The 26,834-nt window shown below is 41.0% G+C and carries 20 protein-coding genes and 1 pseudogene; 11 read left to right on the top strand and 10 right to left on the bottom strand.

Annotated elements, in window-relative coordinates:
* Positions 1-77 precede the first annotated feature (77 nt).
* The 3 genes from F7734_RS37310 to F7734_RS37300 all read left to right on the top strand — a co-directional run bounded on the left by F7734_RS37310 (position 78) and on the right by F7734_RS37300 (position 2,424).
* The gene (locus F7734_RS37310) at positions 78-680 is read left to right on the top strand and encodes a hypothetical protein (protein WP_155749506.1); all 603 of its coding nucleotides are present in this window, start codon (positions 78-80) and stop codon (positions 678-680) included.
* 282 nt (positions 681-962) lie between these two features.
* Positions 963-1,253, top strand: coding sequence for a hypothetical protein (locus tag F7734_RS37305; protein WP_155749505.1), 291 nt, complete (start codon positions 963-965; stop codon positions 1,251-1,253).
* 271 nt (positions 1,254-1,524) lie between these two features.
* Positions 1,525-2,424, top strand: a complete 900-nt coding sequence (locus tag F7734_RS37300; protein WP_207714303.1) for a CHAT domain-containing protein — start codon at positions 1,525-1,527, stop codon at positions 2,422-2,424.
* A 121-nt stretch (positions 2,425-2,545) separates the two neighbouring features.
* Here F7734_RS37300 and F7734_RS37295 read toward each other — a convergent pair whose 3' ends face one another.
* The 8 genes and pseudogenes from F7734_RS37295 to F7734_RS37260 all read right to left on the bottom strand — a co-directional run bounded on the left by F7734_RS37295 (position 2,546) and on the right by F7734_RS37260 (position 9,708).
* Complete coding sequence (locus F7734_RS37295; protein WP_155749504.1) at positions 2,546-2,734, bottom strand: type II toxin-antitoxin system Phd/YefM family antitoxin; 189 nt, start codon at positions 2,732-2,734, stop codon at positions 2,546-2,548.
* A 114-nt stretch (positions 2,735-2,848) separates the two neighbouring features.
* Positions 2,849-3,583 carry a Uma2 family endonuclease gene (locus tag F7734_RS37290; protein ID WP_155749503.1) on the bottom strand — a complete coding sequence of 245 codons (735 nt, stop codon included), beginning with the start codon at positions 3,581-3,583 and terminating at the stop codon, positions 2,849-2,851.
* A 70-nt stretch (positions 3,584-3,653) separates the two neighbouring features.
* Positions 3,654-3,743: pseudogene (locus tag F7734_RS37285) on the bottom strand (toxin-antitoxin system HicB family antitoxin); the annotation flags it as partial.
* A gap of 14 nt (positions 3,744-3,757) precedes the next feature.
* Positions 3,758-4,045 carry a hypothetical protein gene (locus F7734_RS37280; RefSeq protein ID WP_207714302.1) on the bottom strand — a complete coding sequence of 96 codons (288 nt, stop codon included), beginning with the start codon at positions 4,043-4,045 and terminating at the stop codon, positions 3,758-3,760.
* Positions 4,046-4,327: 282 nt separating this feature from the next.
* The gene (locus F7734_RS37275) at positions 4,328-8,203 is read right to left on the bottom strand and encodes a tetratricopeptide repeat protein (protein WP_155749502.1); all 3,876 of its coding nucleotides are present in this window, start codon (positions 8,201-8,203) and stop codon (positions 4,328-4,330) included.
* Between the two features lie 524 nt (positions 8,204-8,727).
* A complete protein-coding gene (locus F7734_RS37270) occupies positions 8,728-9,057 on the bottom strand; it encodes a hypothetical protein (protein WP_207714301.1) in 330 nt (109 codons plus the stop codon).
* A 164-nt stretch (positions 9,058-9,221) separates the two neighbouring features.
* Complete coding sequence (locus F7734_RS37265; RefSeq protein WP_243147302.1) at positions 9,222-9,398, bottom strand: helix-turn-helix transcriptional regulator; 177 nt, start codon at positions 9,396-9,398, stop codon at positions 9,222-9,224.
* A 136-nt stretch (positions 9,399-9,534) separates the two neighbouring features.
* The gene (locus F7734_RS37260) at positions 9,535-9,708 is read right to left on the bottom strand and encodes a hypothetical protein (RefSeq protein WP_155749501.1); all 174 of its coding nucleotides are present in this window, start codon (positions 9,706-9,708) and stop codon (positions 9,535-9,537) included.
* A 509-nt stretch (positions 9,709-10,217) separates the two neighbouring features.
* Between F7734_RS37260 and F7734_RS37250 the strand changes: the two genes are divergently transcribed.
* From F7734_RS37250 to F7734_RS37225, 6 genes are all read left to right on the top strand, one after another.
* The gene (locus F7734_RS37250; RefSeq protein ID WP_155749500.1) at positions 10,218-12,464 is read left to right on the top strand and encodes a caspase family protein; all 2,247 of its coding nucleotides are present in this window, start codon (positions 10,218-10,220) and stop codon (positions 12,462-12,464) included.
* A gap of 41 nt (positions 12,465-12,505) precedes the next feature.
* On the top strand, positions 12,506-13,933 hold the full coding sequence (locus F7734_RS37245) for a hypothetical protein (protein ID WP_155749499.1): 1,428 nt from the start codon (positions 12,506-12,508) through the stop codon (positions 13,931-13,933).
* Between the two features lie 83 nt (positions 13,934-14,016).
* Positions 14,017-15,363 carry a DUF1822 family protein gene (locus tag F7734_RS37240; protein WP_243147301.1) on the top strand — a complete coding sequence of 449 codons (1,347 nt, stop codon included), beginning with the start codon at positions 14,017-14,019 and terminating at the stop codon, positions 15,361-15,363.
* Between the two features lie 184 nt (positions 15,364-15,547).
* Entirely contained in the window at positions 15,548-18,004 is a 2,457-nt protein-coding gene (locus F7734_RS37235; RefSeq protein WP_155749498.1) for a CHASE2 domain-containing protein, read from the top strand.
* Positions 17,994-18,659 (top strand): hypothetical protein, encoded by a 666-nt coding sequence (locus F7734_RS37230; protein ID WP_155749497.1) that lies wholly within the window; start codon positions 17,994-17,996, stop codon positions 18,657-18,659. The genes F7734_RS37235 and F7734_RS37230 overlap by 11 nt, the downstream gene beginning before the upstream one ends.
* A 387-nt stretch (positions 18,660-19,046) precedes the next feature.
* On the top strand, positions 19,047-21,620 hold the full coding sequence (locus tag F7734_RS37225) for a CHAT domain-containing tetratricopeptide repeat protein (RefSeq protein ID WP_243147300.1): 2,574 nt from the start codon (positions 19,047-19,049) through the stop codon (positions 21,618-21,620).
* Between the two features lie 25 nt (positions 21,621-21,645).
* Here F7734_RS37225 and F7734_RS37220 read toward each other — a convergent pair whose 3' ends face one another.
* On the bottom strand, positions 21,646-23,559 hold the full coding sequence (locus F7734_RS37220; RefSeq protein WP_155749496.1) for a M48 family metallopeptidase: 1,914 nt from the start codon (positions 23,557-23,559) through the stop codon (positions 21,646-21,648).
* 263 nt (positions 23,560-23,822) lie between these two features.
* Between F7734_RS37220 and F7734_RS37215 the strand changes: the two genes are divergently transcribed.
* Positions 23,823-24,146, top strand: a complete 324-nt coding sequence (locus F7734_RS37215; protein WP_155749495.1) for a 2Fe-2S iron-sulfur cluster-binding protein — start codon at positions 23,823-23,825, stop codon at positions 24,144-24,146.
* A gap of 76 nt (positions 24,147-24,222) precedes the next feature.
* A complete protein-coding gene (locus tag F7734_RS37210) occupies positions 24,223-24,957 on the top strand; it encodes a glutathione peroxidase (protein WP_155749519.1) in 735 nt (244 codons plus the stop codon).
* A gap of 173 nt (positions 24,958-25,130) precedes the next feature.
* Here F7734_RS37210 and F7734_RS37205 read toward each other — a convergent pair whose 3' ends face one another.
* Positions 25,131-26,726, bottom strand: coding sequence for an ABC transporter permease subunit (locus F7734_RS37205; RefSeq protein WP_155749494.1), 1,596 nt, complete (start codon positions 26,724-26,726; stop codon positions 25,131-25,133).
* Positions 26,727-26,834 lie beyond the last annotated feature (108 nt).

The raw sequence follows: 26,834 nt of genomic DNA, 5'->3' as shown, positions 1-26,834 counted from the left end.
TTAATACAGTGCGATCGCATTAACTACTATACTTTGAAATAAACATATCTCAATACTTTATTAAGAACGCTCGCCCTATGCCTTACAGTAAATTCACTCTTAGCAAAGCTGTGGAAGATTTTCAACTAACAATCGTTGAAGGGGGTCGCTTCCTACCAGAAATTCCCCCAGTTACTCCGACTTCTCTACTTCAAGATATTCTTAAAGAAACACTCCCCTGGGCGATAGCAGTCAGTAGTGAGAAAGCTCGTTCTGAAGGCATTATCAATCCCGTATTGCTGGAAGTTAAACGCCAACTTCAAGGACAGATTAGCGTTTTTTCTGGCGAAGAATTCAATGTAGAACCAGAAGCTGAACTTACGGGCTTTGTTGATTTTCTCATCAGTCGTTCCTCAGAACAGCTATATATTAAAGCCCCTGCGGTTGTTCTTGTAGAAGCCAAGAAGGAAGACTTAAAACCAGCCCTAGGGCAATGCCTTGCAGAAATGGTTGCTGCTCAACGCTTTAACAAAAAAAAGCAACAACCTATCTTAACAATTTACGGAACGGTGAGTAGTGGTACAGTTTGGCGGTTTCTTAAGTTAGAAGGGCAACGCGTGTTTATTGACCTGACAGATTACCCCCTCCCGCCAGTTGAGCAAATTTTGGGCTTTCTCGTTTGGATGGTGAGTGCAGGATGATCGGTTAAAATTTCGTTACGATAGAAACATCAAGGGGAAGACAGCAAAACCTCTGCGTGTTGCAGACAGTACCACTAACTGAGTGCCATGCAAATTCAGTCCAGCTAATTTCAACGATGTGAGTATGCCATCATTAGTCTGCGATAAGCTTTATGGCAAATCTAAAATTTGATCGCGACACATCAATCTGAGAAAAATTGGAAAGAGTTTTTGGATGTTTCTCGAAGTAAGAAAGCTCGCGTAACGGTATCCTGTCTCTAGAAAAAGTAGGGGCGCAAGGCTTTGCGCCCCTACATTGAACCCAACAATGCCTATGCTTACGTCGGTAGAGGGGCTGCTAGCCTTTTCTTGGAACAATATCAAGCCGCCAAGACAGATTTGGACAAAGCCTTAGAAATCACTCCTAATATAGCCTGTGCCCATTTTTTCCGAGGTTTAACCAACTACTTTTTAAAAGACAAGCAGGGAGCGATCGCGGATTTACAGAAAGCATCCGCACTGTTTAAACTTGAAGGAGAACTAGAATTCGCTCAAAAAGCCGACAACGCGATTCAGAAAATACAGGATAGTTAAGGCGATCGTACCACTCTATACAACAACCGGGTTTTCAAAGTTTTTGTTTCTAACCCGGTTTCTTTAACCTTCAAGCACAAACCAAATTTTTGATACCCTCAAGCTTTTATTTATAGCGATATCAAATTTTAGAACAAACAAGAAGCATGACACATCTAGTGTGTTCTCGCTTGATATTTACCCACCTTTATTTAAAGTTTTGTAAACCTGCATACCTCCATAGTGCCCAGAAATATATTAATTTGTATAAGAAAAAATAGTATAAACACTCATGACAAAGCCGAAAAAAGTCCCTGTGTTGGCTTCTCGCGCTGTAACTTTATTTGTCTTCCTACTCTTGCTATCAAAATCAACAGCTGCAAGCGTGGGAAATTATGGGTTGAGAATTGCACAACAGCCAGCAACAATCAGCCAAAATGCAACTCGTGCAGCAGCACAAAAAGCCTTGGATGAAGGTATGGCTTTTTACAAGCAAGGAACAGTAAGATCGCTGAAACGGGCAATTGTTAAATGGGAAGAAGCGCTAAAATTATGGCAACAAGTGGGGGATAAAGATACCCTGTTGTTACAGTATTCCTTGGGTAAGGAACGTAGCTTTTTGTGGGTGGTGAGTCCCAATTCTCTCGACACCTACTCTCTTCCTAAAAAACAAGAGATAGAGAAAAGCGCTGTTAATTTATTTTGCCTCATTAGCTATAACAGTTCTAAACCACCTTCTGTCACAAATAAAGAAAATCCCTGTGCTCGTATCAAAACTCGGCGAATTGATGTCGCAGCAAAGGAACTCAGTCAACTCATCCTTGCACCCGTAAAGGATAAATTGGGAACAAAACGCCTAGTTATTGTCGCGGATGGAGCTTTGCAATATGTTCCCTTTGCAGCGTTGGCTGACTTAACACCCCAACAACCTAACTTACAGGGTAAGAGGGAGAAAGATAAAGTCTTCTCTCCTAACCAGGTTGGGGCTGAGAAAGAGGTTAGTCTTTCCCAAGACACACAAAAAGATACTTTCTGTGTCGGTGGCGGTATTAGTACCTGTCAAAATCATGATTCACCGCAGAACAAGTTAGATTACCAACCGCTATTTGTGAACCACGAAATTGTCAATCTTCCTTCTGCTTCAACTATCGCCATTCAACGCCAAGAACTCGCTACACGCAAGGCTAAATAGTATAATTACGACGATGAGCAACTGCACAAATATTCCATCATCAGGAGTATTTCGTCCGCAGAAGGCTGAAATTAGAAGCGCATTTGCGGTGCAACTCCATATTGAAATTAGGTTGTATTCCCTAGCTCTCGACGAGATCCTCTCGCATACCAGGCACTTGAAGTAAATATAATGTTTCCTGAATTGCATTCCAGTCTTCAAGAGAAATGAGTACTGCTTGATTTTGATTACCAGTGATAATGACTGGTGTGTGAGATTTTACAAAGAGCGTTAATGACAGCATCAAGGTGCTGTTGCGCGTCATTGACATGAATTACGTCCATGTTTTAAACCTCTTTTTAAAGTATTGTATTAGCGTAAACCATCGTTTTCTATAAATGAGGGAGGTATCAAGAGTTCCACTGAACAAAAGCCATTAGCTCAACTACTCAGGTTGCTCACCCGGTAAATTGTCAGGATCGATGCCGAGCGATCGCAAATACTGCGCTAACTTCTCTGCCCGTAATTGTTCCTGTTGTGCCCGTAATTGTTCTTGTTGTGCAAGTTCTTCTGCTGTCAAATAGCGATCGCCCTGTTCGTTGTACCAAAACAATAGCTCCTGTGGAATGCCACCCATTACCATTCGGTGTCGTCCAATTCCCAAGCGCACTTCACTCATCCAGTACGGTTCACCTATTTGTAGCTGATAGTGCCCATCTACCAACTTATAGACTTCAAACGGTTGATGTTGGTCGCGTCGCCAATACTCGGGATTGTAAATTACGTAGTACAACACACCCAGCTTCTCATAGATCTCTAGCTTCTCATCGTATTCACCCCCTGGTGTGTGGGATACTATCTCCAATGTGAGTATTGGAACGACTTCCTTCTCTTCCCAGACTGCGTAACTTCGGCGCGATTTTCCGGACTTTTTGCGTTCTACCCCCAAACTCAGAAAGCCATCTGGCACCACAGGCACTTTCGGACTGACTCCTGTTGTGTGATACACTGCCATATCTACACCAAAGAACCAATCCATGCGATTCGCCCAAATCATCGACAGCAAAAACAGTAAAACGTTAGGCAGAAAATTTTGGTCTTCGTTATCCACAGGTGTATCGTCTGAACTGGCTAGTTGATCTGTTGTTGGTAAGCCTACTTTGAGATTGGGTGATAGCATAACCGTTATTTGGCTAGCGTTTGGTTTTTTTATTATAGATGACTAAACGAATCGGCAATAAAAATTTTCCGATATCATTGATACCTAGTACTTGCCCAAAAAGGATTCTGGCTTCTACATCTACTTCAATACTGGCTGTATATCCCTTGTAAATCATCATAATTATAATAGTAATTAATTGTAATGTGTAACTGAGTCTCTAAGGTTCAATTCCTGCCTTAAGTAAAAACTCTCTCGTTGGTCTGGCTGAGTTGACTGTTGCAAAGTATTCGGTTGAAAAGCTTTGCCGTTTCCTTTGATCCGGAAATTTTTGGCATCTTGCAATCGTGTAAATTTCGGTATGGTTGCTGGTGATGTAGCCGTTTGAGCATTGGTGTTCAGCCAAGGATGTAACGCGATCGCACTGGTGAGACCTGCAATAAATAGTGCAGTTACTTTTTTACTGATGAGCTTGTTGTTCATGGTTCAGCTTGTGATTTTTTAATCTAGAGGTATGAAAACTTTGCTTTTGACAAGTCAATATACTTCTAGATTTCTACCGGGTATGCAGTTTTGCTAAAACTTCAAGTGGGAAGTAGGTCGTCACTGGTCACTGGTCACTATTGGCGATACCTTTTGCTTCCAAACGTTCTTTTTTATCTCGATCCATAACGCTATTCCTCTTTATCCAAGTCACACTTGCTCAGTCGCTTTTTACAATTCTCAATTACATTGTCTGGTATGGCTTTAAACTTTGAGCACAGATTATTGTGACTCACCAACGAGGGTAAATGCAGCCCAAGTGCTAGGGTGAGGATGCTGTTTCATGGTTGTTAGCATTGCTTGGCGTAGTGCTTTGGCTTTATCAGGATTTTTCTGTAACTGACGGTAAAATACGCTCATTAACAGTGCAGAAGGGCTATCTGGTATTGACCACAAAGTAACGATGACACTGGGCGCACCTGCAGTAATTAAGGCGCGAGATAAGCCAATGACACCATCACCTGTGATTGTACCTTGTGCAGTATCGCAGGCACTCAAGACAACCAGTTCGGCATTTATCTTTAAATCCAAAATCTCATTGGCGGTGAGCAAACCGTCATCTTTACCATCAGGGGCGAGGGCGACAGCACCAGGGACACCCAAACCTTTAAAATCATCAAGTAAACCGTGAGTAGCAAGATGAATGATTTTGGCTTGGGGTAATCTTTGGATAAAAGCGGCTTTGGTGGCGTCTTTACCTGTAATGGCTTTGGTGTTGAAAAGTTGAGCAATTTCTTTTGCTTCTGTTTCTGCACCAGGTAAGTTGTCTAACTGTTTTGGTGGTTCGCCAATTTTGGGAGAAACGCTGGGCATGATAGGATTGCCAACAACTACGGCTTGATTACCGGAAACCCGTTGCCGTTGTTGGCGAGTTAAATCTAATACTTGAATAGCTGGGGCAGTCAGGATAGTGTGTTTTTCAATTAGGTACTTACCTTGCTCATCTTGTAACGCGGGAAAGGGGACAAGGAAGAGAGATGATTGCGGTACAAATGTGACTCGCGCATCAGGATTTTTCGGTAGGAGGTCGGCAATTGGTTTAATGAGTAGTTCGTGAAGTTGTTTAAAGCGGTTTTTGGCTTTAGGTGTATTGGGGTTGTAAGTTACCTCAATACCACGACCTCTCACACCTATTAACTCTCGGCTATCGATGACTAATTCATTTAAAGTTGTATTATCTTTTTGCCATAAGGGTTTGAGGTCAGCTTTGCGGAAGGTGACTTCACCATTCGGTTTAATGACCCAAATATAGAGTTCTGATTCCTTTGCTTCTTGTTTACCTTGAACCTGAAATTCATCATAAATAATTGAATATTCAACGAGAGTGGTATTTTGTGCTTTAGCTATTTGTTTAATTTGAGCAATTGTTGGTTCTATGGAAGAGGAAACATCACTATTAGGAGAGAGACGACTAACCAGTAAATCCACAAAAGCCCTTGCGCGTCCACTTTCCGCTACTTCTAAGGCTATATCAGTTTGCTTTTGAGCGATCAGCACTTGTTGTAAGGTACGATAAGTGCTTGCTTGTTCCTCAAAAATGGAAATTTTAAAATCATCCCGATTACCTAGTCTACCCCGTTGAGACTTCCAAACCTCAATCCCTTGTTTTAGAACTTTTTGGGCTTCTGCAAAATTGCCAGATTTGAACAAAGCAAGTCCGAGATTAGTTAGCGCTACACCTTCACCATTGCGATCGCTGATTTGTTTGGCGATTGCTAAACGCTGTTGGTAGAACTCAATGGCTTTTTGATAGTTCCCCAGGGAACGGTAAGTATTTCCCAGACCAGTAAGCACAATACCTTCACCATCACGATGGCCGATTTGTTTGGCGATAGCTAAACTTTGTTGAAACAAGCCAATGGCTTTTTGATAGTCCCCCAGGGAACCGTAAGCATTTGCCAGATTACCCAGCGCACTACCTTCATCTTGACGATCACTGATTTGTTGGAAAATCGCTAAATGTTGTTGGAACAAGTCAATGGCTTTTTGATAGTCTCCTAGGGAAGCGTAAGCAACTCCCAAATAACCCAGCGCACCACCTTCTCCATCACGATTACTGATTTGTTGGAAAATTGCTAAGCTTTGTTGGTGAAACTCAATAGCTTTGTGATAGTTCCCTAGGGAACGGTAAGCAGCTCCCAGATTACCTAGAGCACGACCTTCACCATTGCGATCGCTAATTTGTTTGGCAATTGCTAAACTTTGTTGGTAGAAGTCAATGGCTTTTTGATAGTTTCCTAAGGAACCGTAAGCAGTTCCTAGATTATTCAGAGCATTTCCTTCACCATTGCGATCCCTGATTTGTTTGGCAATTGCTAAACGTTGTTGGTGGAACTCAATAGCTTTGTGATAGTTCCCTAGGGAATCGTAAGCAACTCCCAAATTACCCAGTGCTTTTCCTTCACCATTGCGATCCCTGATTTGTTTGGCGATCGCTAAACTTTGTTGGTGGAACTCAATGGCTTTTTGATAGTTCCCCAGGGAATTGTAAGCAACTCCCAGATTACCCAGCCTGCGACCAACACCTGCAAGATCGCCAATTTGTTTGGCAATTGCTAAACTTTGTTGGAACAAGTCAATAGCTTTGTGATAGTCACCTAGGGAATTGTAAGCAGTTACCAGATTATTCAAAGCATTTCCTTCACCATTGCGATCCCTGATTTGTTTGGAGAACGCTAAACTTTGTTGGTGAAACTCAATAGCTTTGTGATAGTTCCCTAGGGAATCGTAAGCATTTCCCAGATTATACAGCGTATTTCCTTCACCAAAGTGATCGCCAATTTGTTTGGAGATCGCTAAACTTTGTTGGTGGAACTCAATAGCTTTTCTATAGTTCCCTAGGGAATCGTAAGCAACTCCCAAATTACCCAGTGCTTTTCCTTCACCATTGCGATCCCTGATTTGTTTGGCGATCGCTAAACTTTGTTGGTGGAACTCAATGGCTTTTTGATAGTTCCCCAGGGAATTGTAAGCAACTCCCAGATTACCCAGCCTGCGACCAACACCTGCAAGATCGCCAATTTGTTTGGCAATTGCTAAACTTTGTTGGAACAAGTCAATAGCTTTGTGATAGTCACCTAGGGAATTGTAAGCAGTTCCCAGATTATTCAAAGCATTTCCTTCACCATTGCGATCCCTGATTTGTTTGGCGATCGCTAAACTTTGTTGGTAGAACTCAATGGCTTTTTGATAGTTCCCTAAAGAATGGTAAACAATTCCCAAATTACGCAGCGCACTACCTTCACCATTGCGATCCCTGATTTGTTTGGCGATCGCTAAACTTTGTTGGTGGAACTCAATGGCTTTTTGATAGTTCCCCAGGGAATTGTAAGCAACTCCCAGATTACCCAGCCTGCGACCAACACCTGCAAGATCGCCAATTTGTTTGGCAATTGCTAAACTTTGTTGGAACAAGTCAATAGCTTTGTGATAGTCACCTAGGGAATTGTAAGCAGTTACCAGATTATTCAAAGCATTTCCTTCACCATTGCGATCCCTGATTTGTTTGGAGAACGCTAAACTTTGTTGGTGAAACTCAATAGCTTTGTGATAGTTCCCTAGGGAATCGTAAGCATTTCCCAGATTATACAGCGTATTTCCTTCACCAAAGTGATCGCCAATTTGTTTGGAGATCGCTAAACTTTGTTGGTGGAACTCAATAGCTTTTCTATAGTTCCCTAGGGAATCGTAAGCAACTCCCAAATTACCCAGTGCTTTTCCTTCACCATTGCGATCCCTGATTTGTTTGGCGATCGCTAAACTTTGTTGGTGGAACTCAATGGCTTTTTGATAGTTCCCTAGGGAACGGTAAGCAGCTCCCAGATTACCTAGAGCACGACCTTCACCAACACGATACTTAATTTGTCGGTATATTTGCAGTGCTTGTCCCCAAGATAGCAAAGCCGCTTTAAATTGACCTTTTTGAAACTGCTGATTACCTTGATTAAGCAGTCTATCTGCTTTCGCCTTTCGCGCCTCTGGTGTTTGCGCCAGTGCTCCTAACTCTCCTGGTGATGTTGGAAAGGTTAAAGTTATCGGTATTGAAGCAGTGGCTATAACTAGGGCGAGGAAACTCAAACCAATGTTCTGGAAACGCATACTAAAGGATGAAGTGTGAAGTATTAAGGATGAAGTTTAAACTACACAAAGAATTATGTGCTTTCAATAACAAAATTATTAAAGGTCATGCAAAGACGCAAAGAAAGACGCAACTTTTTTAATAAGTAATTCAGTGGACTCGATCTAACTTGGCGTAGCAAGGGTAAAAAGGATAAGCTTCCCATACCGAGAAAATAGCCAGTCATAACAACGCTACAGACATGACGCTTCACAAAGATTTCCTCTAAATTGGGGTGTTAGAGATTCTTATCTCTCAAAGTGAAGGGGGTATGCATCACAACCCACTACTAAAGCTGTTCCGACCTGCAATGCATCTGGTAGCTTCATATCAAGGCAACACGGCAGAGTTACCTAAAAGAATCATATACTAATGCTCCCCATCCCGTACTGGGTATTTATCAGTTCCTTCCCGATCTAACCTCCGAAAAACTGCATACCCCCAATTCGCCCAGAGTTAAGAACTTATAACAACAGAAATAGTGAGGAGATGAGACATTGAACAACTAACGTACTCTACTAATCGCCGACCAAGGATATTTTCGGCTTAAAAGGGGAATTCGGTCATCCCAACCGATGATTCCCCGGCGGCGAAATTGTTTGTCATCAGGTTGGTCTGGCTGAGTTGACTGTTGCAAATTATTCGGTTGAAAAGCTTTGCCATTTCCTTTGAGCCGGAAATTTTTGGCATCTTGCAACCGTGTAAATTTCGGTGTGGTTGCTGGTGATGAATCCGTTTGAGCATTAACGTTCAGCCAAGGATGTAACGCGATCGCACTGGTGAGACCTGCAATAAATAGTGCAGTTACTTTTTTACTGATGAGCTTGTTGTTCATGGTTCAGCTTGTGATTTTTTAATCTAGAGGTATGAAAACTTTGCTTTTGACAAGTCAATATACTTCCAGAGTTCTACCGGGTATGCAGTTTTGCTAAAACTTCAACTGGGAAGTAGGTCGTCATTGGTCACTGGTCACTGGTCACTATTGGCGATACCTTACCTCTATGCTAGTATCGAGCCTGTGCTGGCAATTACCTGTCCAATTTCTTGAGGAGTTGCACCTGTAGCCAATATTGCTCGTATCAGTAATTCAATAGACACTGAAGTATCACCATTTTCAGCCTTGGCAATACGTGGTTGACTGGAGTGAATTTTGTCTGCTAGTTCAGCCTGCGTCATCAGCTTTTATCGTCGCTCTTTTAGCGTGCGACTCAGGGCTAATCTCATCTCAACTATAGCAACATGGCAAGTTGTTCAGCAGATGAGCATTGAGAGAGAACTATTATAGCGGTTTTCACTTGAATAAAGTACGGTTTTATCCGCGTTCATCTGCTACAGCCTGCGGTTCTATAACTTTTTTATGTATTGTACTCAATTGAAAACTGCTATATCTAGCTTCTAAATCTTGCAAAATCATCTGAATATTGTCTTTTAACATAGATAAATCACGCTCAATAATTCCCCAAACATCATCATAATCTACCCGCACATATCTCTTGCTTCGCTCCTCGCTACCGAACCAAACACTCGTATATTCTACGCGCCGTACTTAGCCGCAATTTTTAGAATTTCTTCCCGAAAAGGTAATAGTATTTCTTCAATTCCCATAGCCCTAACTTCTGTAGATTTTCTTGAATTTTTCATTTTTGGCAAACTGCATTGTTTCAGCACATTGTGAGGCAGAATTCAGTTTAGCTCTCGATAGCAAGAGTAGGAACACAAATAAAGCAACAGCGCGAGAAGCCAACGCAGGGAGTTTCTTATGCTTTATCATGGGTGTTTATACTAAAATTTTTCATATACGAAACAGTATATCTCTAGTTGCTATGGGGGTATGCAAATCGTCGCCCTTGTCTTCCTTGTCGCCCTTGTCCCCCTTGTCTCCCTGAATGCAACTCCATATAATTTAGCGATCGCAAGTTCTTGCATACCCTCCCACACCGCCAGAGCTATAAATAACCAGAAAATCCAAAATATAAAATCCATAATCAAAAACCTATGTCTTTTATCAAACGCCGTCAATTTCTGCAATTTACAGGTTCTGCATTGGCGACAATTGGTTTAAGCCAGTTAGATATGATGCAGCAGGGGGATAGATACGCTCAAGTCCTCGCTCAAAATTCTAAGCGCAAACTGGCTCTCCTGGTGGGAATTGACGAATACAAAAATGGTATTTCTCCACTGGAAGGTTGCGCTAATGATGTCCTGTTACAAAAAGAGTTGCTGGTTCATCGCTTTAGTTTTAATCCCAATGATATTCGTACACTTACCAACGCTCAAGCTACACGCCAAAATATCCTGAATGAGTTTGAAAAACACTTAATCGAGCAAGCAAAACCTGGTGATGTGGTTGTGTTCCACTTTTCCGGACACGGTTCGCGAGTAGTCGATCCAGATAAAGATAACGAAGATGGACTCAACAGCACGCTTGTTCCGGTTGATTCCAGTTTACCCCAAGGATATCTTTCTCAAGGTGGTATCGTGCCAGATATCATGGGTCACACGCTGTTTTTACTCATGTATGCATTAAAAACAGATAACGTCACTTTTGTTTTAGATTGTTGCCATTCTGGTGGTGCAACACGGGGGAATTTTGTAGTCCGTTCCCGTTCTGGAGGTGAGAAGTTCCAAGCTACGCCAAAAGAATTTGAATATCAGCGCCAATGGTTGAAACGGCTGAATCTGGAAAAATCAGAATATATCAGGTTGCGCCGTCAAAATGTTGCGAAAGGGGTTGTGTTGGCTTCGGCTAAACGCGATCAGCTTGCGGTTGATGCTTCTTTCAGTGGTTTTTTTGCAGGAGCCTTTACTTATGCTTTGACTCAGTCTCTATGGCAAAAAACAGCCAATGAGCCTGTAAAAAATGTATTTTCTGATGTCAGTCGCACTACCGCACGTCTGGCATACAATAATTCTGCCATTCAAAATCCAGAATTAGAAGCCAACCTCAAAGAAGGTTTTAATCCACCTCTTTATTTTACTCCTTTTTCAAAATCCTATGCTGATGCAGTCGTAACTGAAATTAAAGGTAATGAAGTACAGTTGTGGTTGGGTGGTGTAGATCCCCAGTCTCTTGATGCCTTTGATAAAAAGAATGCTGTGTTTAGTATTATTGATGCCAACGGTAAAGAAGGAGGCACTATCCAATTAGAATCTCGTCGGGGCTTGGTTGCAAAAGGTAAATTAACGTCAGCTTTACAGAGAAACATACCATTAACACCGGGAACGCTTTTACAAGAACGTCTTCGTGGCATTCCCAGTGACATAACATTAAAAATTGGACTGGATGACTTTTTCGATCGCAATACTACACTCCAGGCAAAGCAAGCTTTACAAGCACTCAATCGCATTGTGCCTTTACCATTAAGGCAACAAGAGGTGCAATATATTTTTGGTCGCATGACTCAAGAAAGATACGAACAATTCCAAAAAATGCAAACACTAAATATCCCTGCTGTAGGGAGTCTTGGTTTATTTTTGCCATCTCTTGACCAAATCATTCCTAATTCTTTTGCCGATGCAAATGAAACTGTCACTACAGCAGTAGAGCGTTTAAAATCCAAATTTAAATCATTATTAGCAGCGCGAATTGTCAAGCAAATGCTAAGCAATACCAATACATCTCGGTTAAAAGTGACTGCTTCGATGAACATTGCTAAAAGCCAAAAAATTGTCAGCGAAACTTTTACAGTTCGGGGTGGTATTACAAAACAACTTGCAAAACCCGTCAATATTATAGATGGTGTTCCTAAATTACCTCTTGGTACGCAAGTAGCTTTCCAAGTTGAAAATCAAGACTCTATTCCTCTTTACCTCAGCATTTTAGTTATCGATGCTGCGGGTGACATGGCAGTTATCTTTCCTGATAATCAACTTGTTTCAGTAGAAAATGCAGTATTGCTACCACCCGGTGAAAAGCGAACTATTCCTGACAATGATGAGATGACGCTTACTATCAGCGAACCATTAGGAATGACTGAAGCACTGATTATCACCAGCACATCGCCATTGCGAGAATCCCTCAAAGCACTCCAAAGAATTGCAACGGAACAGAATAGTCCCAAACGAGGGGCATTCTCTACAAATGACGAGTTTTTGGATGTCACAGAGAAATTACTATCAGATTTAGACACAGCTACTCGTAGCGGGACAAATGCTAGAGATACACAGTTACCACCTGGAGTGCGGGGTGTGGATACAACGAAACTCGCAGCCATGTCTGTAACTTTAGAAGTGGTGAGGTAACAATAGAAATAGTGAGGAGATGAGAAAATGAACAACTAGCAATGACTCAGTTAAAATACTGGACATTAGTCACACTTGATGGGACAGGCGATCGCAAAACTAGAGAACTCGAAAACGCCAAGTCTTTTTTTGCTGATAACTTCGCGGATGTCACCAATCTCAATGAAATTGCAGATACAGCAATACAACAACGATTGCTAGAATTCTCTCGCGATGCTTTCAGTCAACAAAGCTTGCTAGCCAAGCGCTGTTTGCTCTGTTTTATTTCCTGGCTAATTGAACAAGCGTGCTTACAGCTTGCAAGACAATTTGGTGAGTTTCACGGTTTTACACATCGCGATTTATTGCCTTATGTTCTTGATGATGATGGTAGCTTACAGCCATCAACCACCTATCAATCCTTTGCTAGAGAAATTTTACAAAGTTTCGATAGTAAAAAAAGCCATCTCAGTACTTGGGTAAGTCAAAAAGTCAAGCAGCACAAACAACTCAATAGATTCTTCTTAGAGTGCGGGTTGTACCTTGTAAGCGACTGGGCTATTCTCAACGATACCCGACCCCAACAATTACCAAAGATTTTTCATGAATTCTATTCTCTCACATTAGGAGAAATCGAGCAAGCACAAAAAATTCTTGAAGCATACCACAGCATATACCGTAGCGATCGCTGGCAACAACGTGCCAAAGGAGCGAGAGGTAAGTGCAATCCACCCACCGCTCAACAATTACAACAAATGGCTAAAATTCTAGAGATAAAAGGACTTCATTACTTATCTGCTGAAACTGTGATGCTACAGTTACAAACTCTTGCAGACAAACTGCGACAGTACCGAACTCATGTACGAAGTGGTTTATTTCCCACGGAATCTTTAGATGCACATTTAAATGAAAATTACGCTCTAATTGAGCAAGTTGCTGCTCCCGAAACAGCTAATATAATGACAGACACTGATGACACAGCAAATTTTTTAAAATCCTATCGACAACAAATGTTAGCTTGTTTGGATAAAGCGTTAGATGAGGTGATAAAATTCCGAGTAAAAAAGTTTCAGAGACAACACGAAGAACAGGCTATTAAATTCCTGCAAGCGTTGCACTTATTTCATTGTCAGCGATTAACCATGAGTCAAATTGCCAAACAATTAGGATTAGAAGCTCAATATAAAGTCACTCGATTGTTAAAACTCAAAGAATTTCGTGCTGATGTAGGACAGAAGACATTAGAGAAATTACGAGACTGTGTTATGAACTTGGCAAAAGAATACACGACAGTTGAAAGTTTGGTGGCTTTAGAAAAGCAAATTGCTGAAGCACTTGATGAACAAATGAAGAATTTGATCGAACAAGCAGAAATAGAATCTGCCAGTATGCAAAGCCATTTAGAAATGAGTTTATTATCTAAAAGGCTATGTCATAATTTAGAAACTGAACAAATCAAAATAATTAACACGAGCGCTACCATGAACTAAACGTACAAAAAATACTTTAACAACTTCTTCAAACTTCAACCTTTGATAATTACCTCTTCCCTTATTTCTCTAAGAAAATAGTTATGAATAGTTTACCCATGTCTCTTGAATTTGAACGTTTATCAGTAGAAGCTATTGTTCTTGAGTCCCATGAAATAACGCAAGCGATAGAACGAAGTAGCAAAATCCCCAGTCATGGGCGTCAATGGCAAACTTACTTAAACAGTTTAGCGTTGTTTGTCTTTAAAAAATGGTTAGAAGAACGCGATGATAACCTAATGGTAGATTATTCCCGATGTACCATTGCCAAACCAGGGCTAGCAAACCTAATTCCTACCGTTACTAATTTACAAGTTGGTAAATTTAGAGTGGGCTTAATAACCCTTGGTAGTTCCTTTGAAGAACAAGTGTATTTACCAAGAGCGATTGTAGAATTAAGCGAATTTATCCCCCATTTTTATGTATTAGTAGAAGTTTTAGAAGAACAAGAGTGTGGGGTAGTTCGAGGGTTTATCTCCTACTTAGAATTGCTAGCAAATATCAATGCCTCACCTGCAATATATTATCCGCAAGCAGATTGGAATTATCCAATCCCTTTAACTTGGTTTGACAACGATCCCAACCGCTTATTATTGTATTTACGTGCTTTAGAACCAGAAAGAATTTCTTTACCAACTGTATCAGCTAACCCCAAGCCAACATTATCCAGCATAGACAGTCAATTAGTCTCCCTACTCCCGCAATTACAAACGCCAGAAAGAGAATTGTGGGAGATTTTAACATGGGAACAGGGAAGCGTCGTTTTAACCACTCCAGAATTAATTGATTGGATATACAACCTGCAAACCAACAATGAAGTAGAAAGACAAATTGCTTCTCTACAAAAGCATTTATTTGACTTGATAAAAATAATAACACAACCAGCAATCAATGTAGGGCGCTGGTTATGGGATGAATTAGATGAAATCGGACAGCAGCTCTCGTGGACATTATTACCAAGATTTAGAGAAGCTGGAGCAATGCGAAGCCCCACAGAAGAATTTGCAGCAATTCAATCGCAACTACAAGCACAAGGTATAGAAATATCATTGGTAGCCAGAAGTGGATACCAAAATTTTTTGTTAGCAGGAGTCTCCTTAAGATTATATGCAGTTACATGGAATTCATCCACAGGAGATGACCCAAATACATGGAGCTTGCTATTGATTTTAGCCACGCCTTTACCAAATGCTCTACCTGAAAATTTGAAGTTACGAGTGAGCGACCAAACTGGTATTTTGGTAGAAGAGGAACTGAGTCCACAACAGCGCGGCTCGTATTTATATACTCGTGTCGTTGGCGGATGGGACGAAAAGTTTATTGTGACTGCAAGTTTAGGCGATGGTATAGAGCTAACTTTACCACCATTCGCCTTCGATTTGACGAAATAGAGCGATCGCAGAAACTACATACCCCCTAGAGGGTGAGAAATAAGAGACACTGAAAAACTAACAAAACTCTTCTTTCCTCTGCGTCCTCTGCGTCCTCTGCGGTTCAATAAATTAGTTTTTAACCGCAGAGGCGCAGAGAGCGCAGAGAGAAGAGCAGAGGTCGAGCGCAAATAATAAGTAACTAATGAATAACTTTTATCTCAAAATTCAAAAAGTTGATAGAACTTGTTTATTTGAACTGTCGTGGGGTAAGAATCAGCACATCACTGCTGCACTGTTTTATCCTGAAGACATTATATTATCCCACAATGAATGGCATAAAATTTATTGTAATTTCTACAGCAATCAATTGCGTGGAAAAGTCGTAAATAAAGGAATTATTGCACCACCTCCTGTAGATTTGCAAGCAAAATTAGTCCAAGCAGAGGCAAAATTTTTATATGAATTTCATCAATGGTTACGCAGTAAAGAATTGCACGACATTCGGATAAAGCTCAGTAAGCAAGCATTGGAACAGATTAACAAGAGCGTCAAAGATAATTCTTTAAACACCATTGATATTTTTATCAGTTGTAATTGTTCCGAATTAGAGCATTTACCTTGGGAAGCATGGGAGATTAGCACTGAATTCGCACCTGGTAACCTCCGCATTGTGCGTCAACCGCTCAATATCCGTCAAGAAGGTGCTAACTTAAATAAAAAAAGCCCCAGAAAAGCTAGATTTTTAGCTATCTTTGGAGACGAAACTGGTTTAAGCTTTGAAGAAGAATTACGATCTGTAGAATCCCTCAAAAAACAAGCCTCAGTTGAAGTCCTTCGTTGGAAACCAAACCAAGATATTAATGAATTCAAAAATGAAATCGTTACACTTCTAACAACTCAAAACTGGGATATAGTTTTTTTTGCAGGTCACAGTAATGAAACTACTTTCACTGGCGGTCAACTATCCATCGCCCCCAATGTTACTATTGCTTTAAGTGAAATCGAAAAACCTTTAAGTACCGCGATCGCAAATGGCTTACAATTCGCTCTTTTTAATTCTTGTGATGGCTTAAGTATAGCTAACAAACTCATTGATTTGGGTTTAAGCCAAGTAGCAATTATGCGAGAAAAGGTACATAACCGTGTAGCAGGAGAATTTTTTGTTCAATTTTTGAATGCAATTAAAGAATATAAAGATGTCCACGAAGCATTATTAGCAGCAACTGATTACCTCAAAACTGAAAAAAATCTTACTTATCCCAGTGCTTACCTGATTCCTTCCTTATTTCGTCATCCTAATGCGGAATTATTCCGCTTAAAACCATTTGGCATTCAGCATCAAATTATAAACTGGTTACCAACACGTCGTGAAACTCTAGCATTAGGAACATTAGTTATTTTAAGTCTTCTCCCACCCGTACAAGAAGCTTTACTAGACTTCCAAGTTGGAATGCAAGCTGTTTATCGCAATGTTACTAAACAATTACCGTCAGAAACCTCTCCACCAGTTTTACTCATCCATATCGATGAAGCATCACTGAATGAAGCAGGTACTAAAGCTCATAAATTTAATCCAATAGACCGTAGTTACTTTGCAAAAATCATCGATAAATTAACAACAATTCCTGCTAAAGTTGTTGGTGTTGATTATCTTTTTGATAGAGTAACAGATGACGATACAATCTTAGCTACGTCTGTGAAAAACTCTATCAACAAAAATGGGACTTGGTTTATATTTGGAGCCCAAGTTAAGAATAATCAAGAGCAAGGTGTACATAAGAGCGTTGCTAATCTCAATCAAGCCTTACAAGGTTATGTTGACAAATCTCCTGGGTATTTATCATTAGTCAGTAGAAGTACAGATTGTATACAAAGCTGTCCTTTTACTTACTTAACAGCATTAGTGGCTTTGCTCAATCAAGAAAAAACAACCCAAAATCTACTACAACCACAATTATCAAGAAATAATGATTTACGTACAGATTTAATTAAGGATTTGGGAAAACTTCCAGAAAATTCATCCCTTACGCAAAAATTACAAAAATTACGTCTTTCACGATTCACAAACTTTTCTGAGTCTTTGGGTCAACTTTGGCTGTATCCAATTATAGACTATTCCCTACCACCCAATCAAGTTTATCAGGTTATTAATGCCAAAGATTTTCTCCGAAAAGATAATACGACTCTCAACCAAGACAAGTTAAAACAGCAAGTTGTACTCATAGGCGCTGGTGGATATGAAGAAGCTGGATTATCAAAGTTTCACAGCGATACTTTTCCGTTACCAATGGGAGTCGCTTATTGGCGATCGCAAAATTCTTCCAGTCGTTTTCTTCAAGATTTTACAGGGGTAGAAATCAATGCTTACATGATTCAAAATTTGCTCAAACAACACCTCATCATTCCAATTCCCGACATGTGGATGATTGGTATTGCTGCATTTTTGGGAAAATATGTACAATTGTTGCTGGCTCAACATCAGCATACCAAACGCCGTTGTTCTTTATTTATGACTTCACTTGCGGGTGGGACTGGAATTTATGCGTTGATATCGATGCAAATGTATGTATCAGCAAGCCTTTTAGTACCTTTATTTTTACCATCCGCGACATTTTGGATTTATGCATTATTCGGATTGAGGAATCACAATGATAAATAAGAGCGCTAGAATTCGCTTTTTGACGTGGGTTGGTTTAGCATTAATAGCAGTTGTTCCTGCTTTGCTAATCACACCAGAAATAACCATAGGTCAAACAAGAACATACGTATCCTCTTGGTCAGATGTGTTTCATTGGTTGGTAAAACGGAAAAAACAACGTCCTATTTCACGCGATCCGAAACGAAGTTTATGCCTTGTGACTCCTAATGAAAAAATTTATAGTACTCAGCCGCTTTTTCTATGGAAGGGTAATTTAAAGAAAATAGCTGTGTCAAAGGTACGCAGCGATAATAATTTTTGGAGTTTATCTGATGTTGAGCAAAAAAATTTAGCAATCTATACAGGCGAAACACTACAACCGGGAAGTAGCTATGAGTGGAAAGGCTTCCTCGGTGATAATCCTACTATATTCTCAACTTTTCAAATCATGGACGAGCAAGAACGCCAGGTAATAACTAATGAACTCAAAATTTTGGAAAAACAACTGCAAGCAAAAAAAGCAGATGAGCAAACAGTCGATCTTGAAAAAGCACAATTTTTCGCTGATAAAGAATTATGGTCTGATGTATTGCAGCAAGTGTATTCCGTTCCCAAAGCTTCTGGCGAGTTATTGCAAATAAGAAAAGATGTGCCAGAAAAGTTATGTAATCTGTAAATATCTCCAGAAATTACTTCCTTTCCGCCTGAGGATTACTTATTTAAATGAACCACAAAGACGCAAAGAGCACGAAGACAAGAGGAAAAGCAGATTGGTAATCTTATAGAGAAGGGAGTAATTGTGAAACCAAAGATTGTTTTGTAGTGCTCTTGTTTTGACTATAATACATTTTTGGTAATCTTCTAGCGGGAAGGGAGTAGTTCGAGGCTCGGTATCAAGCAAATACATTTACGTTACGTTGCGATCGCAGTTCTAGAGCGCCGGTACAGTAATGCCATCTACCTGGTTTCTTTGAATTTGGACAACGAAAAACTCGTACTTTCAGGCACAGAAACAGGGTTTTTTATGCCCAATTCTGATTTCTGAACCGGCGCTCTAGTAAGCTTGACAAGAGAAACACAGTCAAATTTTTGCATAGGCTTATTGGCTCTGGAGGTAGATACAGATGGTTCATCTCATTGGGGAGTCAAAGCAGTGTTGAGACAGTTATCAAAATCAAAGCCTTGGGGTAGGAGAACTACCAGATGGATGTCATTGTCAATGGCGATCGTCATTGCAGTGGGTGTGGTGGCGAGCATTCCTCTGTCAGTCGTTGGGCAAAATCAACCACAACTCTCAGCAGAACAACAAGCATCTCTAGAGGAAGCCAACCGGCTCAATCAACAAGCGGATGAATTGTACAACAAAGGTAAATACGATGCGGCTATACCTTTAGCAGAGCGTGCGCTGGCAATGAGAGAGAAAGTGCTGGGAAAGGAACATCCGGATGTCGCCACTTCTATAAACAATTTGGCTCTTCTTTACCGAGAACAGGGGAACTATCAACAAGCTGAACCTTTGTATAAACGCTCTCTGGCAATTTTTGAGAAAGCACTGGGTCAGGAACATCCTCTTGTCGCCAGTTCTATTAACAATTTGGCTTTACTGTACCTTGCACAGGGGAACTATCAACAAGCTGAACCTTTGTCTAAACGCTCTCTGGCAATTTTTGAGAAAGCACTAGGTCAGGAACATCCCAGTGTTGCCACTTCTATTAACAATTTGGCTAATCTGTACCGACAACAGGGGAACTATCAACAAGCTGAACCTTTGTCTAAACGCTCTCTGGCAATTAGAGAGAAAGCACTGGGTCAGGAACATCCGGATGTCGCCGCTTCTGTTAACAATTTGGCTTTACTGTACCTTGCACAGGGGAATATTGCTCATGGCATTGATTTAATACAACGTGGGCTAGAAATTGAAGAAAAGAACCTAGCATTCATCTTTGCTCTTGGCTCTGAACAGCGCAAACAAAGTTACATAAACACTTTTACACATACAACTGATACTACCATTTCTCTCGCGCTCCAAAAAGCTCGCAATAACCCCAGAGCAACCCAACTCGCACTCACCACTGTACTGCGCCGCAAAGGACGAGTGTTGGATGCAGTGGCTAACAGTGTTCAAATTCTACGTTCTCAATTGACGAATCAGCCTGAACTCAAACAGTTATTTGATGAGTGGTCAAGTGTTCTACAGCAGCAATCCGCACTCGTATATGGAGAAAAAACAACGCCCCAACTCTATAAAGATAGATTTGAGCAACTCGAAGCTCAAAGACAAAAGTTGGAAGAAGCCATAAGTACTCAAAGTGCAGAATTTCTCAACGCCATTCAACCAGTAGAGTTAGCAGCAATCCAAGCGAAGATACCCAAGGATGCAGCTTTGGTAGAAATAGTACAGTACGGACTATTCAACGCCAAAGCTAAAAAGCCCAATGAACAATGGGGCGCTCCACGCTATGCAGCAGTAGTGGTACGCTCCTCTGGAGAACCGAAGTGGGTAGACTTGGGAGAAGCTTCAGTTATTAACAAGTCGATCGCATCTTTACGAATTGCTTTGAGCGCAGAAGGCGATCGCGCTGGTGGAATCATATCAAAACCAAATGCTCAAAAAAAAGATGTTCCCTCAGTGCAACAACTCGCTCGCACCTTGGATAAACAAGTCATGGAACCAATTCGTCCACTGCTGGGGGAAGCAAAGCACCTCATTATTTCTCCCGATGGACAACTGACACTGATTCCCTTTGAAGCACTCGTTGATGAGAAAGGTCAGTACTTGATTCAACGCTACGCATTTTCCTACCTCACCACCGGACGGGATTTACTGCGCTTTCAATCAACAGCTAAGAGCAATTCTTCTCCCGTCGTGTTTGCGGATATTGACTACGATAAACAGCAGACCATCGCCGCTACATCAAAATCTACCACTAGGGGTGGGACTCACCGACGTTCCAACGACCTCGCCAGTAGTCTGCGCTTTGGAAGACTAAATAACACCCAAGAAGAAGCACAACAAATCAAGGCAATTTTTCCGACTACAACAATATTATCTGGTAGCCAAGCCACAGAAGCAGCCATCAAGCAGCTCTCTGCTCCCAGTATCTTACATTTGGCAACTCATGGCTTCTTTCTCACTGACCAACAAATCAAACCTAAATTTAATAATTTTGATTTACAAACACCTGTTGCATTCTCAGGAGAAAACCCCCTACTGCGTTCTGGTTTGGCTTTGGCTGGTTTTAACAATCGCCAAACAGTTTCAAAGGATGCTGATGATGGCGCACTTACATCATTAGAAGTGGCGGGACTAGATTTACGTGGGACACAGTTAGTGGTGCTATCTGCATGCGAAACGGGATTGGGTGATATTAGAGTTGGGGATGGGCTTTATGGCTTGCGTCGTGCTTTGACAATCGCTGGTTCTCAAAGCCAAGTATTAAGTCTGTGGAAAGTGGACGATGCTGGTACCAAAGACTTGATGGTGAAATATTATCAAAAACTCAAAGCAGGTAAAGGTAGACATGAAGCACTGAGAGAAGCACAATTGTCCATGCTGGCGACCCCAAAATACCAACACCCAAATTACTGGGCGAGCTTTGTTGCTTCTGGAGATTGGACTCCACTTTACAACAAATAAACTATTGCATAAAATGCCACTGTTCTCATTTTTGATGATTCTTGTAAATCAATGCATCCGGCACTTTGCGTAGTGGTTTCTCAAAATTAGCATACTCACCAGTCAACATCAAGAAAAATATATTGTGATGAAATTCAAGTTCATCTGAAAGTTGTTGAACCAGGTTGGAATTTTTCTGTGGCGTATCTACTTCACCCCAAAAACCTACTTTTCGCTTTACCCCTAGAATGTAAAGTGCCTTTTCAGGAAAATGCTCCACTGTCTTCTGAACTAAATAAACTGTTTTAATCTGGGTATAACCTGATAGCTGTTGATATAAACTATTTAATTGTGCTTGTGATAAACCATGAGGCTGAAATTTATCGTTAGTTTGTATACATTCCCGTTCTTGCTGCGCTTTCAACATTTTATCGTAATGTTTTTCTGCACGCTGTTTGTATAATTGCGCTGCATTTGTATCACCTTTTTGCATTAAAAAGGAATAAATTATTTGGCAACCATCAACGACTATATGTATGTCCCGATCCATTGCCTTTTCAATATATTTTATACCGCTTGGATTTTGTTGATTCAGTAAGACTTGCCCCATTAAATAATTAGCCGATATATCATTGGAATCTATATCTAAAAGTTCTTTTAATAATGGGAATGCTACTGACTCTCCTTTAAACTCTAAAGTCAATTTAACTCGTTGCCAAGATTCTTCAGTATTTAATTTGTCTTCTTTGGATTTGCTCTCTAATTTTTTAAGTGTAGCAAGTGACTCCTGAAATTGTGCGTACTTCTGTCGCCAAGGTGTTGTCATTTGGTCGTACCAAATTTGATTAAAATGCTCTAGAAGCTTATCTAAAGCCGTTCCTAAAACTTCTCTAGCCGCACTCACTTTCATTGTAACGGGTAAAGATATTTCTTCCAAATTTTTAGGAAGACATTGCAAAGCATTCAAGCGATCGCGCAAACATGGATGAGTGTCATCATTATTTGTTTTTCTTGCCAAAGCTTGTGTCAAATACAAGCTGCTTTCTGTAGAAGGAATTTCCTTCAGAAACGCTGATTTCATCTCTGTAAACACTATTTTAGGCGCATCAATCTCTGTTTGGACCCGCTTATACACACTAGAGAAAAAAGGATTTTCTAAAAATCTAGCTTTAATGTCAACATTAATCAACGCTTCAGCGACATTTTTAGCTCCTGTTAACTCTGCAGCACATCTATCGGCTTCATATTCGTCCATACGTGCGAGTACAAACGAATAAGCATTAAAAAACGGCACGTACCATTTCAAAAACCGTTCAAAAATAAACCACGATGTTTCATTCCCACCAGCCCCCAGTCCTTCGGCAATTCGATACCATGTTAAACGCTGACGATAAATCCAACCAGCGAAGCGACTGTGATTTCCCGATAAATGTCCAAGTTCATGTGCTAGCACTGCGCGAAACTGTTCTGTTGTAAGTGCTAACATTAAAGGCAAGCCAATAATCAGGTAATTTTGCTGCCATCCCAACAAACCCAAACGGGGTCTTTGCATAACAGCAGCATTGAAATCATCCACAAGCAAAATTTGATGAAAACACGGTGCTTGTAATTTGGATGATAATTCATCAACGAAAGCATATAAACCAGGTAAATCTTTACGTTTTACATACAAACCTGTAGGTGCTGGAAAAGATACCCATAAAGAACGCACCAAAATCAACCCAAATGCCAGTAGAAAAATAATTGCTTTTATCGCATTAGCATTGAATGACCTAGTATTCAGCATCAACCAAACAATACCTACTAACAAAGTTAATGTTGCAGCGAGTATCGCAAAAATATAGGCGTAACCTAGCGTTGCTAGTAATGCTACGCGCAATTTATATCCGCTTGGTTGCTTGCGTGCAAAAACTTCCAATTTCTGTATAAGTATATCAAACTGCTTTTGATTTAAAGTCATTTTTATGCTGAAGCCCGATCGAACTCCAACATAGCTGATGCGCTGTTCCTCTGGCTTGCGTAAAACTCACAAAAGTAAATATTTTCTTTTGCTTGCGATCGCGGATTAAGATATTGGGGTCTATGCGTAAGCCCTGTGTAAATTTACTAAATTCCTCTAGAATACTATACACTAAAGAGTTAGAAAACCGCAGATGCACGCAGATACACGCGGATGAACTTGTATTTCATCCGGACAAGAGCTGCTATTACATACAAGAAACAATGAAAGCGTATAAAATAACACTGGTTAACCGCAACAACTTTACTCTTGAGGTAACGGGCGATCGATACATATTGGATGCAGTAGAAGCCGCAGGATTGCGATTACCTGTGGGCTGTCGATATGGCGCTTGCATCACTTGTGCAGCACGTTTGATTGAGGGTGAGGTTGAGCAGTGTCAAGCAATTGCTCTCAAACCAGCACAAGAAGCGATGGGCTACGTGCTTCTTTGCATTGCCTACCCTCGTTCGGATTGCAAGTTTGAAGTCGGAGTGGAGTCTCAATATAAACTTTATGTGAATCCGTTTAAAGGTTTTCGTCAGTAGGTCAATTTTTACTTGAAAAGTCGGACTCATTATGAGTATGATTTATCAGGAGATTTACGAAGGAGCCGCTTTACTCATGTTAGCTAATAAAGAAGGACAACGAGTTCCAAATGTAACGTTCCGTTTACGTCAAGACCACAATTGGGTGAATCTTACTACGAATGACTTGTTTGCAGGTAAAACTGTCATCGTCTTTTCCCTTCCAGGAGCATTTACACCGACTTGCTCCTCAACTCATGTCCCCGGTTACAACCAATTGGCAAGAATTTTTAAAGAAAATGGGGTAGATGATATCATCTGCATCTCCGTAAATGACGCCTTTGTGATGAATGAATGGGCAAAAGACCAACAGGCTCAAAACATCACGTTTATCGCTGATGGCAATGGCGAATTTACAGATGGTATGGGAATGCTGGTCGATAAATCCGACTTGGGCTTCGGGAAGCGGTCTTGGCGCTATTCCATGTTGGTGAAAAATGGCATCATCGAAAAGATGTTCATAGAGCCAGAAGAACCAGGCGATCCCTTTAAAGTATCTGATGCTGAGACAATGCTAAGATACATCAACCCTCGCGCCGCGAAACCCCAGTTGGTTTCCTTGTTTACAAGAGTCGGTTGTCCTTACTGTGCTCGCGCCAAAGACATGCTATCTGGACGTAGCATTGATTATGAAGAAATCGTTTTGGGTAAAGATGTGACAGCTCGTACATTACAAGCTGTGACAGGTGCATCAACTGTTCCCCAAGTGTTTGTGGATGGCAAATTGATTGGTGGTTCCGAAGCACTAGCTGATTACTTAAGTGCTAGATAAGTTTTAAATCCGCATCTACAACCCCTCGATCCCCCTCGAGACCTCTCGTTCCCAGGCTCAGCCTGGGAATGACTCGCGGGAGGCTCCGCCTCCAGTATTCTATCCAACTACGCGAGGCAGAGTCTCTTGTGCTGCATTCCCAGCCAGAGGCTGGGAACGAGAAGTGAGTGTTTTCACCTTAAAGACTGACGCATCATAGTGCTTATCATATCTACGAAGAAGGTAAGTACTATGAGAACAATTAAAGTCGTCAGCAAACCTTTATAGTCAAAACTACTGAGTTGCTCTGTCAAAAGACGACCCAAACCGCCAGCACCGACAAAACCAACAATGACTGTCGCACGAACGCAAACTTCCCAACGATAAAGGATATAGGCAAGGAAGCGGGGAAAAGTTAGGGGGATCGTTCCGTAGAGAAAGATTTGGGAATGACTAGCACCATTAGCTTGTAGCGATCGCAATGGTCTATCATCTAAATTCTCTATAACCTCCGCCATCAAACGCCCCAAGATACCCAAGTTGTGGATAGCCAGAGCGATCGCACCTGGTAAAATTCCAGGAAACATGACAAACAGAAGGATTAAAGCCCAAATAGGTTCGGGAACAGCACGAGCAAACAGGAGTAAGAAACGAGTCAAGGGGAGGACAAGAGAACGAAAAGACTTCACCCCCATTTTCCTGGCTGCAAAAAAGGAAAGCAATATGCCACCACTACCTGCACCTGTGGTAGCCAAAACGGACATAGCCAAAGTTTGTGCTGAAAGGGTAAACATTTGATTGAGCAGAGAAATGTCAGGAGGAAATAGATTCTGAAAAACTTCTGTCAGTAGTTGTGCGGTACGTGGTGACCAAAGTTTTGTAAAGTCAGCTTTAACATACCAGAACGAGAAGATTAATAGAATAAGAGCACCCACCAATGAACAAGCCACCACCGGATCTCGTTCTTGAACTAGCTTTTGCCGTTGCTTGAGATGCAGAAAATTTAAATCCAAACGACTGGGAACACCCAAACGCTGACGCAACCAACCACTTAAAAAATCCGTGCTACCACTTAGAAATAGCAAAGCAAACAAGAAAGTCCACATTTGCTGGTAACGGAGTGATTGGAGACTGAGAAGAATTTGATAACCCAATCCACCCGCACCAATAATACCCAACACAGCAGCAGAACGAATCGAACATTCAAAACGATAAAAACTGTAGGAAAGTAGATTGGGAAAAGCTTGAGGAATCAAACTGTAAGTAAAAGCCTTGAGAGGAGAAACACCACTGTTAAGTAATGCCAATAAAGGAGCACGAGGAGTTTCATCTAAAATTTCAGAAAACACCTTAGCAGTGATAGCACCAAAAGGAACTGCGATCGCCAAAACAGCAACCAGTGGATCGAGACCAAAAATATTCAAAAAAAACAAACCCCAAACCAATTCGTGAATCGCTCTAGGAATTGCTAGAATTGCCCGTACAACTAACCAAGGAACTGGAAAACCTCTTAAAGAAACAGACCTCCACCAAACCTCACACGATAAAATACCACCTACAAACCCAATGAAAACACTCAAAAACGTGCCACACATAGCATAGGCAAAAGTTTTCAGAGTAGCATCCCAAGTCAACAATAAAAATTCCCAACTCAATTCCGGTGAAAACGCCGCCAAGAGAAAGCGGACAACAAGATTCCAGCCTCCCGCATTAATTAAATCTTGCTGAAACACCCCAGCAACGTGTAAAGACCAAACCAATAAAACAACAAACAGTAAACACTTTGTCATTTGTTAGTTGTTAGTTGTTAGTTGTTAGTTTTTAGTTGTTAGTTGTTAGTTGTTAGTTGTTAGTTGTTAGTTGTTAGTTGTTAGTTGTTAGTTGTTAGTTGTTAGTTG

Source organism: Scytonema sp. UIC 10036, from assembly GCF_009725235.1.
The sequence above is the reverse complement of the archived record's forward strand: the minus strand, read 5'-3'. Positions and strand labels throughout refer to the sequence as shown.

Bases quoted from the DNA above. Each gene is read 5' to 3' on its own strand.
- F7734_RS37215 (WP_155749495.1), top strand. From the start codon at position 23,823: ATGAAAGCGTATAAAATAACACTGGTTAACCGCAACAACTTTACTCTT.
- F7734_RS37205 (WP_155749494.1), bottom strand. From the start codon at position 26,726: ATGACAAAGTGTTTACTGTTTGTTGTTTTATTGGTTTGGTCTTTACAC.
- F7734_RS37290 (WP_155749503.1), bottom strand. From the start codon at position 3,583: ATGCTATCACCCAATCTCAAAGTAGGCTTACCAACAACAGATCAACTA.
- F7734_RS37295 (WP_155749504.1), bottom strand. From the start codon at position 2,734: ATGTCAATGACGCGCAACAGCACCTTGATGCTGTCATTAACGCTCTTT.
- F7734_RS37250 (WP_155749500.1), top strand. From the start codon at position 10,218: ATGTCTTTTATCAAACGCCGTCAATTTCTGCAATTTACAGGTTCTGCA.
- F7734_RS37310 (WP_155749506.1), top strand. From the start codon at position 78: ATGCCTTACAGTAAATTCACTCTTAGCAAAGCTGTGGAAGATTTTCAA.
- F7734_RS37270 (WP_207714301.1), bottom strand. From the start codon at position 9,057: ATGAACAACAAGCTCATCAGTAAAAAAGTAACTGCACTATTTATTGCA.
- F7734_RS37300 (WP_207714303.1), top strand. From the start codon at position 1,525: ATGACAAAGCCGAAAAAAGTCCCTGTGTTGGCTTCTCGCGCTGTAACT.
- F7734_RS37240 (WP_243147301.1), top strand. From the start codon at position 14,017: ATGAATAGTTTACCCATGTCTCTTGAATTTGAACGTTTATCAGTAGAA.
- F7734_RS37275 (WP_155749502.1), bottom strand. From the start codon at position 8,203: ATGCGTTTCCAGAACATTGGTTTGAGTTTCCTCGCCCTAGTTATAGCC.
- F7734_RS37235 (WP_155749498.1), top strand. From the start codon at position 15,548: ATGAATAACTTTTATCTCAAAATTCAAAAAGTTGATAGAACTTGTTTA.
- F7734_RS37220 (WP_155749496.1), bottom strand. From the start codon at position 23,559: ATGACTTTAAATCAAAAGCAGTTTGATATACTTATACAGAAATTGGAA.
- F7734_RS37265 (WP_243147302.1), bottom strand. From the start codon at position 9,398: ATGACGCAGGCTGAACTAGCAGACAAAATTCACTCCAGTCAACCACGT.
- F7734_RS37280 (WP_207714302.1), bottom strand. From the start codon at position 4,045: ATGAACAACAAGCTCATCAGTAAAAAAGTAACTGCACTATTTATTGCA.
- F7734_RS37245 (WP_155749499.1), top strand. From the start codon at position 12,506: ATGACTCAGTTAAAATACTGGACATTAGTCACACTTGATGGGACAGGC.
- F7734_RS37210 (WP_155749519.1), top strand. From the start codon at position 24,223: ATGTTAGCTAATAAAGAAGGACAACGAGTTCCAAATGTAACGTTCCGT.
- F7734_RS37230 (WP_155749497.1), top strand. From the start codon at position 17,994: ATGATAAATAAGAGCGCTAGAATTCGCTTTTTGACGTGGGTTGGTTTA.